Consider the following 13665-nt stretch of genomic DNA (forward strand, 5'->3'; position numbering starts at 1 on the left):
TTAATACCAATTTACCAAGAAAAATTGTCAATCATCATATTGATAGGGATATTTTTTGTATTCTCGAAGGAGATATTATCGGCGTGAAAATATCAGTGTTGAATGTGGTTATTTTAATTGGCTTGTTGTGGACTACGTTCACAGCTGAGTCATTTGCTCAAACTGAATTAGACTCAAATTCAGTTGTAACCGCGACACATTTACCTATCGAATCTATTCCCATCGTAATCCCGGATTGGATTATCGATGAATTACAACCTACAACCCTAAGCCCGAAGCAACAGCGGCAAGAGTTAGCCTGGTTTGCCACTCAATCCATACCCTTTAAAGGTATGACTATTCGAGTCGTATCTGAGCGTATAAATACCCATATATATGAATCTGAAGTACTGGCCAAAGCATTCTATCAATTAACCGGTATCCATGTTATCCATGAGTTAACGGGCGAAGATGATGTGATTAAAAAACTGTCGGCTCAACTGATGACAGGGTTAAATTTATATGATGCCTATATTAATGATAGTGACCTTATTGGTAGCCACTTTCGCAGTGGTCAAGTTACGCCCATTAATGAACTGTTATTATCAGATTCTGGGAAATATGCCTTACCTACTTTGGACCTTAACGATTTTATTGGTTTACAGTTCACTACAGGCCCTGATGGTGTGATTTATCAGTTGCCGGATCAACAATTTGCTAATTTGTATTGGTATCGTAGTGATTGGTTCGAAAATCCAACCTACAAAGCTTTATTCAAAAAAAATTATGGTTATCAATTAGGAGTGCCTCAAAATTGGCAAGCTTATGAAGATATCGCCCGTTTTTTTAGTGAAGACATTCGCTCAATCAATGGCACAAAAGTCTATGGTCACATGGATTATGCCGCGACAGATCCGTCATTAGGTTGGCGAATATCCGACGCCTGGCTGTCAATGGCGGGCGTTGGGGATATTGGCTTGCCAAATGGTCTGCCAGTGGATGAATGGGGGATTAGAGTTGAAGGATGCCAGCCTGTCGGGGCAAGTGTTGAACGTGGTGGCGCGCTTAATAGCCCAGCTGCTATATATGCTATTGATAAATTTGTATCATGGCTGGAATATGCCCCTGAAGAAGCTAAGCGCTTAACCTTTTCAGAGGCGGGTAGATGGCTTGCAACGGGGCAGGTTGCTCAACAAATATTTTGGTATACCGCTTTTGTCGGAGACTTAACAGATCCTGGTTTAGATATAGTTGATCAAGATGGTATACCTAAATGGAAAGTGGCTCCCTCTCCTGTGGGTAAATATTGGCAAAAAGGCATGAAGTCAGGCTATCAAGATACAGGCTCCTGGACATTTTTGAAAAATACCCCCAAGCAACAGCAATTAGCCGCTTGGCTGTATGCCCAGTTTGTGGTGTCAAAATCAGTATCACTGAAAAAGACGCTTAAAGGCTTAACGCCAATTAGATTGTCGGATATTGAATCAAAAGTCATGACCCAAAAAGCACCTTATCTTGGTGGGTTGGTTGAATTTTATCGCAGTAAAGCCCGAAATGTTTGGACTCCTACAGGAACAAATGTTCCCGATTACGCTAATATGGCAGGGTTCTGGTGGCAATATATTAGTCAAATTGTCAATGGCACATACACTTCAAAACAAGGTCTAGATGCATTAGCTGAACGTATGGATAAGCATTTGTCCCAGCTTGAGTTATCGATGGTTAATATCCAATGTGCTCCCAAAATGAATGCAAGCCAACCCGCAGAATATTGGCTATCTCAGCCGGGTTCACCCAAAAGTGAAATACTAACGGAAGAACAAGGGCGTACCTTACCCTATGAGGAGGCTATTCTTGTTTGGCATTAAAGGCTTAATATTACAAGTAGTCTTATTGGTTGTGCTGTTTTCAAATTATTTGAAAGCGGAAAAGCTGACCATTATTACCTATTCAGAAGTTCCCTTTGCATCGCAAAATGAGGACAAAAAACAAGGTTTGGTAATCGAGCTTATTGAGGCTTTATTTAACCAAGCAGGTATGGAATATGAAGTATTATTTTATCCACTCAAACGGGGTATGGCGATGGCTGCATCGGATAAAAATACCTGTGTACTCCCGATTGAAAGAAATCAGCAACGTGAAACGCATTTTAGTTGGATAGGTCCAGTGATGCTGTCTCGATATGGTTTGTTTAGCCGTAAACCTCTGCTCGATCCACTTATTACCCTCAGTGATGCTAAATCCTCAAGTATTGGCAGCTTTCTGGGCAGCGGCATAGGCGAGTATCTGATCAATTCAGGCTATGAAGTTGAATTAACTAATAATGATAGATTGAATATTAAGAAGCTTGAACGTGGGCGTATTAATTTTTGGGCTGCGGATATCGTCAGTGCTAAAGCATTAATGAATAATGAAGGCCTAGCATTCATTGAACCTGAATTGATTTTTTATACTTCAATTAGAGCCATGGCTTGCCATTACGATTTACCAGAATCGACCCAAAAATTGTTAAATGATGCACTACTATTTTTGTATAGAAGTGGGTATATGGCGCAATTGAATAGAAAGTACGGTTTGGAGTTATAAAAGGCAACCTAAGCAGATTGCCTTTTAAGAATGCGTACAATTAACTTTTCAGCTGTGAATCAATGATGTCAGTTAAATAGGTACTAAAATCATGGCCATGATGCTCAAGCATCTTAGGGAACATTGAAATAGGCGTTAAACCCGGAAAGGTATTAATTTCATTCAATAGAATTTGATTGTCAGCGGTTAAGAAGAAGTCAATACGTGATAAATGACGTAGTTTCATCCCTTTAAAGGCTTTTATGGCATAAGCGCGAATTTGTTCGCTAATCTCATCGGGGACATTAATAGCTTCGATAAAGGTTTTAGCCTTGCTGTTAGTGGCATACTTTTCATCGAAAGTATAAAAGTTATTACTGTCGCAGACGATCTCACCAGGTTTTGTCGCTATCACTTCCCCTTGATATTCATAAACAGCCACTTCAAGTTCTCTTGCCACAATTGTTTGCTCGACAATGACATAGGGTGAATAGCTAAACGCCTCTTTTAATATGTTGGCAATGTCAGTTTTATCATCGACTTTATAACAGCCGACAGATGACCCCTGAGATGCCGCTTTAATAAATAGTGAGCCCCATTTATCAAACGCTGCAGTAGCTTGGGCTATTGCGTCATCATCATATTGGTGCAGAAAAATATACGGCGTATTAGGCACGCCTAACGCGCTAAACCACATTTTGGCGGTGATTTTGTTAAAGCAATTGCTTGATGCTTCTGATTCACAGCCAAAGTAGGGTAATTGGATTAAATTAAAATAGGACTGTATATCGCCAGTTTCAGCGGGATATCCATGAATACAAGGGATAACATAATCTACCGGCCATGTTGATATTGTTTCATCTTCGAAACGAACTTCACGGCGGTTAGTCAGTTCACAGACTTTTCCGTCTTGCGTTTTATAATGACCGTGTTTATCTAGCTCTAAACGCAGTACCGAGAATTTATCTGACTTAGCCAGCGATGACTCGAAAAACTTAACCGACATTAATGAAATATCGTGTTCTGCGCCGCCACCACCACATAACAGTAGCAGATTAATTTTTGGCATGGTTGCTCCTAAAAATGAATAAAATTGGGCTAGATGAATGGGCCCTGAAATGACCTGCTTATAATAAAGATCCCCACTAGGTAATGGCAAGTGGAGGTTAACAATATTTCAGTTATAAACAGCAGCAAAGCTTAATTATCTAGGCTCTGCTGTTTTTTCGCAGACAAACCGGATCAAAGTTTGCTCAAATGCGGCTATTGTGTACTTTTTATAAGTGAACTCAATGCCGTTTTCGATACAAACATCTGCTTGAAGTACACTTATTTATTTCAAACTAAGGCTAGCTAGCCTTAGTTTTAATCTCAGCATTCAACTCAGTATTCGCTTCAGGAGCCCATAAACGCAGTGCTAATCCTGATGCTCGGGTGGTGACTTGTTTCGCCGCTCGCTCAAACACAGTGGTGCTGCCCAAACAATAGAAGTGATTCTTTGCTCGGGTAATCGCGGTATAAACTAGTTCTTTCGTTAGCAATTGCCACTGGGCAACACTTGGCCTTGGCGGCAGCACAAAGCTGACTTGATCAAACTCACTGCCCTGGGATTTATGTACCGTCATGGCAAAGCAGGTATCATGTTTAGGGAGTCTTGCGGGTAACACTTTTAATAAATTGCCATCAGCTTGGATAAAGTGTGCCATTAACCGAGCCGGATTTTGCTGGTCCTGTAAAATCAGGCCAATATCACCGTTAAACAGGCCTAAATTATAATCATTGTTTTGAACTATGATTGGCCGCCCAAGGTAAAACTCTTGCTTTGGTTGAATAAGCTGAGCTTGGCGCAAACTGTCAGTAATCGCAATGTTCATTCCGTCGACACCGTACTCTGATGCGCGCATGGCGCACAGCATACGATACTGATTATATTGCTCAATAATTTGTTCAGCGCCATAAACAGGCGTATTGGCGACATTATTATTAAACACATTTTGATTGAAATGAATCATGTCTAAGTACGGCTGATAAGCGCTGACGGACAAGGCTAATAACTGCTGTTTACCAGCGTTGTCTTGATTAGCACTGATTTGATTGGCGCTAATTTTATTGGAATGGGTTTGATGCTCAAACCAGTTCAGTTCAGCATAACCGTGCTGCCACACTTGACGGATATGGCTGATATTCGCGTCATTAACCGCGTTTGCCAGCTGACCAATACCCGCATCACCCTTAAATCTGTGGCTATGCATCAACATACATAAGCTGTCGCCAAACTGACTGTTAGTATTATGCGTATCAGAATTATTTTGAGTATTGTTATCGTCAAGGGTATCAATAAACTGACTCACATCTTGCCCAGTAAGGCGTTTAATGTTGTCAGCTTGCTGCTGACTATAATGCATACGCCAGGGCGCCAGATTGGTTTGATCTGCGTTGATGCCAACGTTAATGTCAGTTTGTGCAGTTTGTGCAGTTTGTTTTAGTCCCTGGCAAATATCAGCTAACACAGCACCGGCCTCAACCGAGGCTAATTGATCTTGATCGCCTAATAAAATTAACCTGGCGTTGTCCGGCAGTGCGCTTAATATTTTGTTCATCATAGGTAAGTCGACCATTGATGCTTCATCAATGACCAGCAAATCAAGTCGCAATGGATTGTCTTTGTTATGCCTAAATTGATGGGAATGCGGTATGACACCGAGTAAACGGTGCAACGTAGCGGCTTCTTCAGGTATCGCGTCTAATGCGGTCAATAGTGCTTGAGGTTGCTGATTTGCGGTTAAGCTTTGTCTTAAACGATTTTTCGAGGCTTTGATTGATTCACTCAGTCTAGCTGCCGCTTTACCTGTTGGGGCCACTAATCGAATGGTCATATTCTGCTGAGTCAGTAATAGCAAAAGTAACTTGGTGACTGTGGTGGTTTTACCGGTACCCGGACCGCCTGTTATCACCGCAAGCGCCTTAGTCAGCGCGGTTGCTGTGGCTATTTTTTGCCAATCGAATTGATGATTAACTTGTGGTGGGAATAAATCATCTAAATAGCCAGGCAGTAATGGGTTGTCGGCAAGTATATTAATACTGGCAAGTTGGCGTAATTTAAGGGCTACCTGAGTTTCGAACACATAGTATTTATTCAGATACAGTCGGTTAAATTCGATGATCATTGGCGTGTTATCACCTGGCTGACCGATAGCATTAAGCTGGCTAAGTTGCTCAATTAATTGATTGTGGTCAACTGTGATTTGACATGACGCTTCAGCACTCACCGCAAAAGGGTGGCTACCAATGTCTTCTGCCATTGGATTAGTCAGCACAATATTATGCAACACTAAACAACTGTGCTGATTCGACAATTGCTGACTCAATAGGGTGCAGATTAATAGCAATAAATCACTGTCTACTTGGTCAACTGGATCGGTATTATCAACACTCTTGATATCGCTTGTGGGCATAACGCTAGAGGCAGCCATGTTTTCAATATTGGCCAGCTCAAGGGCAAAGTGTCTGTCTAACGCGGTGATCAATTTTGCTTGTTGCCATTGTTTAAGTAATTGAGCCATGGGGAGCGTGGTGGTTAACATATTATCGCTTCTCCGCGTTATTATGACTGATGTGTTCGCTTGCTGGAGTGTCCAGTTCAGGATGAGAAAATAACTTATCCAACTGGTCGATAAGGGCGGCGTCAGGTTTATCAAAAAAGACCCCTGAGCCAACAGCATCAGGACTCATACCCCTGAGAAATAAGTAAAAACAGCCACCAATATGCTGATGATAGTCATAGTTTGGCATCCGCAGACGTAAATATCGATGCAGGGCTAAAGTATAAAGTATGTACTGTAAGTTATATCTGTGACTATTGATGGCTTTAGCCATCGATGTTTGGCTGTAATCGTGCAGCTGGTGGCCTAAGTGGTTGGACTTATAATCTGCAATATAGAACTGACCTTGATGTTCGAAAGTTAAATCGATAAAGCCTTTTAACATGCCCTTTAAGGTGTCAAAGCTGAAGTTATTCTCATAACCAAATTGCCCTAATAAGCGATTAAGCTTTTCAGCATGCAGTTCAGTGATCGGTATATAAAACTCCATTTCCACTAGGGTTTGTTGTGGGGTTAATTCCTGTAAAAAAATAGGATGTTGGCCCGCTTGGTTTGATGTATTTAGCAAGGTTTTCACTAAGGGAGTGGCCAGGATTTGTTGATACCACAAGGTTAAAGGCACCAACCAAACTTGTTGATCAAAACCGTATTGCTGCATCGCTTTGATTAAGGCGGGCTGAAGCTCAGTGTCTGCTTGGGTGAAATCAAATAGCTCTAATACTAAATGCATAAAGCTACCGGCATTGGCACCGCGCTCAAAGCTAAATCGGTCTAAAACATGTGCAGCAGGTAGCTCAACCTCAATAAGGTTTTCTTCACTAAAGTCTTCATCATCGGCGCCGGGAACGGTTTTTTCATGGGCAAGATGTTTTACTAACCCAGAATAACTTCCTACTCGCCAAGGTAAGCCAAGTTTTCGAGTGGTTTGCTTGGCAGCATAGGTTTGTTTTGTATCAACATTGTCGACTAATACCGTATTGTCGATAATGTCAGTCACTTGGCTAACACTGATGGCATCAATTGTGGCTAATTGGGCCACTTTTGCTGCCATTTGTTCGCCATCACAATCCTTATTTGTAATGCCTAATAAATAACCTATGCCCGTTTCATGCAGCTGTGAGCTTATGCCGGCTTTTAATTGCCGTGATTGATTGGCGATATACAGATAACAGGCATAAATTGGACGGGTTAACGCCACATATAATAGGCGTAAGTCTTCGGCTAGGGTTTCACGTTTATATTGCTCCCAACCTTCATCACTGCCATAAATATCCCAAATTAATTTACCCTGGTGATGATATAGCATCGGCTCAGGACGACGATTACCGCCTCTGGCGAGACTGATAAAAGGCACAAAACAGATGGGATACTCAAGCCCCTTTGATTTATGAATGGTGACAATTTGCACCAGATTTTGCTCGCTTTCTAAACGCAGCTGTTGCTCATCTTGACCTTGGGTACCGAGCAGCTGTTGTTCAAACCAATTGATTAATGCACTGCTACCGTCTAACTCAGTGGCCTTTTGTTGCAGTAACTCACCTAGGTGACGAAAGTCGGTTAAGCGGCGCTCGCCACTTGCACTAATACTGATAAATTCATCGTCATCTGCTGTTGAGTTTACGCTAGCATCTTTGTCAATATCAGGTTCGGACGATATAGCGTTGGCAGGCTTAGCTAATAGTCGATGCACTAGTCTAGTGTCATTGGCCAGACTAAGTAGCGCAGGCATAATGCCGCTTGATAGCCACAACTGATGCCAGTGAGCAAATAAGTCCAACACCTTTTGACGCAGTGACTCGTCCTGATTAAATTGATGAATTTTATTGGCGTTATAGCCTATTAATTCCGTGGCCAGCGCGGCACGAATGGCGCGCTCATCTTTGGGGTTAGCTAATGCTCGCAGAATAAGGGCGGTTTCTTTGGCTTCATTGGTATCAAACACACTATCGCGACTTAAAAATACCGCGCCAATGTTGCGGGCACTTAAGGCCGCTTTTATCACAGCGGCTTCGTTTCTGTCCCTGACCAATACGGCAATATTTTTGGCAATTAATGCTTCGCCATTAATAACACATTCGCCCGCCTGTGCTTCTGTCAGTAAGCGGGTTATTTCTGCGGCCGCATCATTGGCAAGCAATTGACGAGCGGTGGTTTTGTTTAGCCCAGTTTGCTCGTTTTCTTGAAGCAGTTTTATCCGCAGTGCCGCTGTTTGTTCAGCTGCTTCAATCAATATCTTTTTTTGTGCTGATACAGGGGTTTTGACGGGGTCATAGGGAATAGCATCGCTGATAAATGGATCGTCATGCTGATTGAAAAAATGATTAACACCGTTAACTAATTGCGCTGAAGAGCGGTAATTGGTATCTAAACTATAGTGCGCTTCGGTCTGATTACGGGCATTAATATAAGTAAAAATGTCCGCACCGCGAAAGGCATAAATGGCTTGTTTGGGATCGCCAATCATCAAGATGCCTATGGCGTTATTAGGCGTGGCTGATTGTGGTTTGGTAATGCCTGAGGCGCCCGTTTGTGAACCGTCTGCTTGTGCGCTATGCGGATCAAATTGTGGCGCTTGATAGACGGTATTAAATATTTGAAATTGTAATGGGTCGGTATCTTGAAACTCATCGATTAGCGCAATTGGAAAGCGCTTTGCTATCGCGCTAGGCAAGGTGTCAGGATTATGCTCAAGAGCTTGCGCCAGGCTAGTTAACAAGTCATCGGGCGTCATCAAATTACGCTGATGCTTCTGTTGCACAAATCGTTGTTTAATGCCGGCTTGGGCGCGGACTAAAAATGCAGGAATAATGGCAGTAATTAACGCCATTAAGCGCTCGATATGATCCAGTAGCGGCGCATCTTGCGCTGAGGGGATTTCACCGCCTTTATTTAATCTCAGTTCTGATAAAGCTAATTGCTCCATTGGCTTTAACGGCGGTAAACCCTGGCCATAAGCCACCCAGTGGGTTAAATCGTCAAACAGTTGCAGTAACTTGGGATAACCATCGGCTTTTTTACCAAAGCGTTGACCGTTTAAAGGCAAGTCCATTAACAGTGCTAGCATAGCCGGGTGTTCAGCAGGCCAGCGCAGTTTAAAGCGCTGCAGACTTTGCACTAACGACTCAGATAATTTAATGAAATCTGGCGGGGTGTCAGAGGCTATCGCCTGGCTTGCACCTAATAACGCACGTACTTTTTGAGCGAGTTTTTCTGGTTCGCCAAAAGTATTACTGATCTGTTGTGCTAAAAATAATGGCAGCGGATAACAGGCTTCACGCCAAAAATCGCGCACGGCATGGTGTAAGTATTCGCTGTCGTCTAAGGTGAATTCTGATTCAAATAGCAATGACGATTCAAATGCCATGTCGGCCAAAATGCGCTGACAAAAACCATGAATAGTGAAAATAGCGCCTTCGTCGAGTGACTTAAGCGCCAAATCGAACCGTTTTAGGGCAATGGCTCGCTCATCCTCAGGGATCTGCTGATAAAGCTGTTCAACAAAGTGATCATCAGTCGCGACGCCTAAAAAACGTTTGTAAGCAATTTGGATCCGTTTACGTATTCGGTCTCGCAGCTCTTCAGTGGCGGCATTGGTAAAGGTTACCACTAAAATTTGTTCACACAACAAGGGGGCTTGTCCGCCATGGCCGAGCAGCAAACGCAAATATAAACCCGAAATAGTATAGGTTTTTCCTGTGCCCGCGCTGGCTTCAATCAGGCTAGAACCCGCAAAAGGCAAGTTGAGCGCATCCAGCGCTGACACGGTAATATTAGCTGATTTTGCGTTATTCATAAGCGGTATATTTTGCTCCAATGCAGTGTGCTTGCCGTTGTGTAATATGTCTGTTCAACAGGTGAAACCCGAGTGTTAGTCGTTAACCGCTAATGACTTATATTAGTGGCTTTGGCTATTTCAGCGACCTGTTGTGTCACCGCCTCACCACTGACAAAGTCATCTAATTCACCGAGTTTGCCCTTATGATATAAGCTCACCATCGGTTGTAATAAGGTATTGACTAACTGGCCAAATATAGCTTGACTAAAATCATCTGGAAAAGTGAACAAGCGTTGATGGTGAGGCTCAAAACCTTCACCTAATTGTGTTTGATCATCTCGCCATTGTTTTTGTGCGGCAAATAATTTTTCACTGTGTGTGCCGTCGGTTTGTGCATAAAGCCAGGCTGTACGAGGCGGGAAACATAATGGCTGGCGCTGGCCATCAAGATAAGTTTGCACAAATTGCGCAAGTTGTAACCTGGCATGTTCGGCATCGATAGGGGCAAAACAATGAAAATGGCCCATGTCTAACAAGTAACTGTACTTGATAATACCTTGTGCATTAAGGCATAAATGACGAATAAAGCACTGGACTAAATCTCTACCGTGGGCTGTGCCTGGGCGATAATTGATTAAGCCTTTAGGGCTAACATCATCGATGCGTCCAACCAAATTTATGTGACTTAAGTGCTGATTGTTCGCCGAGTTAACTGACATACTTAAGTCGATATTAATCGATTCGCTGGTTTGCTCATTTTGTAAAAAATGTATTCGATTAATCAAAGGGGCTATATCGCGTTGATATTGCGATAATAAAATATCATCAAATGGCGCCATAGGTAGACTACCACTGGCTTTGAGCTGGTTAAGCAGTTCAATATCGACATCGCTGTTAACTTGACATAAGGCTGAATCGATAAGATTAGATTGCAATTTATAGCGGCCTAAACCGTCTAAACTGAACGGTTCGTCATTATCATCGGCTTGTAAATTCAAGTTTAAATCAACTTTTAGGCTACGGTTGAAGAAAAACTGCGCCGGATTGCGAAAGAAACGAATTAATGCCGACAGCTCCAGTTCATCACTTTGGTCGTGGTGCTGATGATTATTGGCATTATTGGAGCTTTGCGGGTCATTTTTTTCTGCAATAATCGGTTTTTGTGGATTGAAAAACCTTTGATCATATTGTTGGTCCAATGACGGAGGACACCAACGCTGATGATAGCTTTGTAAGGGGCTATCTGGGGTGAATAATTTATGATCAAAGGGTTGTAATGGTTGAGTTTGAATAAGTTGTAGGCTGACGGCCTGTTCAATGAGTTCAATATCATCCTCGGTTAATGTGTTACTTGATAAGTGCTCTGGCAGATAACTCATTTGGCAGAACTCAATTAACTCTGAAATCAACATCGAGGGGATACGTTCAGCATTGTCACGCTCGCTGTGACCAATGTAACTGACGTAAAGTTGCTCACGCGCAGAAAGTAGCGCTTCTAAAAACAGGTATCTGTCATCTAATCTGCGCGAACGGTCGCCTTTTTGGGCGCCAAAATGCGCCATTAAATCAAATCCGACCGGATGTTGTACTCGCGGGTAAACTCCGTCGTTCATGCCCAGTAAACAGACAATTTTAAACGGAATTGAACGCATAGGCATTAAGGTACAAAAGTTCACACTGCCGGCAAGGTAGCGCTGGCCCACGCGCGAGTCATTTAAGGTTTGATTAAACCATTGCTTGAGTACTTCAATATTAATCTGCGCTTGATGACCTGCTTCGATAAGTTCATCTGATAAGCTGGCAAGCGCATTTCTGATGGTGAGTATTTGGCTCTGTTCATCGTCGATAGTTTGATAGAAGTCTTCAATTAATTGGTTTATTTGGCTTAATCTGTCAGCGGTTGAACTGGGCTTAAAGAATGCCTGGGTATGATCGTCAATCGCTTCCAAAAAGTTCAGCAATTTTCCCAAGGCTTGTGCCGATTGGCCTTCAACACCACTGACTGGCAGTATGCCTTGATACATAGGTGATTGGTCATTAAGGGCATAACCTAAAATTAAGCGTTTGATGCCAAATGACCAAGAGTTTTGGCCAAAGGCAGGTAAGCCTAATTGGGTGCGACTGTTGGCATCTCGTCCCCAACGCACATTGGCATGGTCAAGCCAACGCTTAATAATATCAAAGTCATCTTCATCTAATTCAAAGCGCCTTAAAATGGCCGGCACTTCTAAAATAGACAGCACCTCTGTTAACCCAAAACGGCTTTGATTGATGTTCAGTAAGGTTAAAAAGCTATTAATTAACGGCGATTCCTGGGCGGCACCACGGTCGGCAATGGCATAGGGAACAGCTAATTGCTGTGGCCCTTTACTGGCGCGTTGAAAGCTTGAGTAAAATTGACTGTTAACTGTGCCAAATACCGCATCAATATAAGGCGCGTAGGCGGCAACATCTGGCATCATGACCACAATGTCTTTTGGCTCTAAAGTCGGGTTAGCGTCTAATAAATTTGCGATATGATCGTGTAATGTTTCTACTTCCCGCAGTGGACTATGACAGCTGCGCAGGGTAATTGAGGTGTCACTGTTTTTAAGTAAACGGCGTTTATCAATTTGCTGATATAACCTGGCGTCTGGCCCTAAAGCTTGCCCTAGGGTTTCCATTTGTAAAATATCGTATTGAACACCGTGCAATAGGTTATTCGGTGTTGGTTCGACATAGCAGTCATAACTGAAATTAGTGTTTTCAGGGGGTAAACTCAACAGCAAATCTAATAACTCGCGTCCCATTTTGCCATTATTAGCCAATAATGGATTACCCACCTCAAGTTTGTCTTCCCAATCTTCGGCGAGTTGTTTTTTGTGGGTGTATTTTAACGCCATTCTGGCCCTGACTTTAGGGTCGATAATATCGCCCCAATAGTGCTGGCAAGGGCTGAGTGCCAGCATAACCACTTCAATACGCTGCGCTAATGCATGAATAACTTCTAATGTTTGTGGTGGCATGGACGAAATGCCAAATACAAATAACCGACTAGGCAGCATACTGATGTTGGTTGTTGTGTCTGCTAAAGCATTCAGTAAGGACTGGTGTAAATTAGCGCGGTGATATTGGCTCGCCTGTAGTTCAGTATGATTGTAATGCACTAATGCGCGCCAAAGCTTAGGTTGCCATAACTGGTTTTCATCTAAGTTAAAACGTGAATTAATTTCAGTCAGTGGTTGGTTGTTTTCCCATGCCTGGATCCAATCTGGCCGATAAACCAAATATTGGTCAAAAATATCGGCAATACGATTTGAAAGTTGATACAACTTAATCGCATCTTGTGAGTTGGATGAGGTGTTATTCCCGCCCTCAAGGTTGCCATTGTTTAAATAGTGCTGCAAAGGGCTGTAATCTGCGTCATCAAGCAAGCTTGGGATTAAATCCATCAACTTCCAGGTCATTGCCGCTTTGGTAAAGGCGTTTTCCTTTGGTACATTGGGCAGTAATTGATGACAAAGTTGCCAAATAAAGCTCGACGGTAAAGGGAAGGTGAGTGCTGCGGCTATGTGGTTATGTTTAGCCACTTCTAAACGCAGCCATGTCGACATGCCAGGGCTTTGTACTAACACTTGTTCGGTCGTCAGCAGGCTAGTGTTAGGCAAAGGGGTTGCCAGCATTTTAGCTAGTTGCTCAGACAGAACTTCCATTTGATTGGATTGAATTAATGACAGCATAGGGCACTCGCAATAGAACATCTTA

General features: G+C 42.8%; 6 protein-coding genes. 2 read left to right on the forward strand and 4 right to left on the reverse strand.

Translation table 11 applies throughout. The features are described from left to right. Positions 1-83 precede the first annotated feature (83 nt). A complete protein-coding gene (locus tag ACRWP9_RS09875) occupies positions 84-1847 on the forward strand; it encodes an ABC transporter substrate-binding protein (protein ID WP_434925873.1) in 1764 nt (587 codons plus the stop codon). Further along, positions 1834-2565: a substrate-binding periplasmic protein gene (locus ACRWP9_RS09880; RefSeq protein WP_434925874.1), complete on the forward strand. Its 732-nt coding sequence runs from the start codon at positions 1834-1836 to the stop codon at positions 2563-2565. Before ACRWP9_RS09875 ends, ACRWP9_RS09880 begins: the two co-directional genes overlap by 14 nt. A gap of 40 nt (positions 2566-2605) precedes the next feature. Here ACRWP9_RS09880 and ACRWP9_RS09885 read toward each other — a convergent pair whose 3' ends face one another. The 4 genes from ACRWP9_RS09885 to recC form a co-directional block, all read right to left on the reverse strand. Further along, entirely contained in the window at positions 2606-3613 is a 1008-nt protein-coding gene (locus ACRWP9_RS09885) for a D-alanine--D-alanine ligase (protein ID WP_434925875.1), read from the reverse strand. Between the two features lie 280 nt (positions 3614-3893). After that, positions 3894-6128, reverse strand: a complete 2235-nt coding sequence (recD, locus tag ACRWP9_RS09890; protein ID WP_434925876.1) for an exodeoxyribonuclease V subunit alpha — start codon at positions 6126-6128, stop codon at positions 3894-3896. Position 6129: 1 nt separating this feature from the next. Then, positions 6130-9939 carry a UvrD-helicase domain-containing protein gene (locus ACRWP9_RS09895; protein WP_434925877.1) on the reverse strand — a complete coding sequence of 1270 codons (3810 nt, stop codon included), beginning with the start codon at positions 9937-9939 and terminating at the stop codon, positions 6130-6132. A gap of 89 nt (positions 9940-10028) precedes the next feature. Next, positions 10029-13640 carry an exodeoxyribonuclease V subunit gamma gene (recC, locus tag ACRWP9_RS09900; RefSeq protein ID WP_434925878.1) on the reverse strand — a complete coding sequence of 1204 codons (3612 nt, stop codon included), beginning with the start codon at positions 13638-13640 and terminating at the stop codon, positions 10029-10031. Between the last annotated feature and the right edge of the window lie 25 nt (positions 13641-13665).

It is taken from the genome of Shewanella sp. HL-SH2 (assembly GCF_051164935.1).
Taxonomy (GTDB): Bacteria; Pseudomonadota; Gammaproteobacteria; order Enterobacterales; family Shewanellaceae; genus Shewanella; species Shewanella glacialimarina.

Coding starts and splice junctions, on each gene's coding strand:
- ACRWP9_RS09885 (WP_434925875.1), bottom strand. CDS start 3,613: ATGCCAAAAATTAATCTGCTACTGTTATGTGGTGGTGGCGGCGCAGAA.
- recD (WP_434925876.1), bottom strand. CDS start 6,128: ATGTTAACCACCACGCTCCCCATGGCTCAATTACTTAAACAATGGCAA.
- ACRWP9_RS09895 (WP_434925877.1), bottom strand. CDS start 9,939: ATGAATAACGCAAAATCAGCTAATATTACCGTGTCAGCGCTGGATGCG.
- recC (WP_434925878.1), bottom strand. CDS start 13,640: ATGCTGTCATTAATTCAATCCAATCAAATGGAAGTTCTGTCTGAGCAA.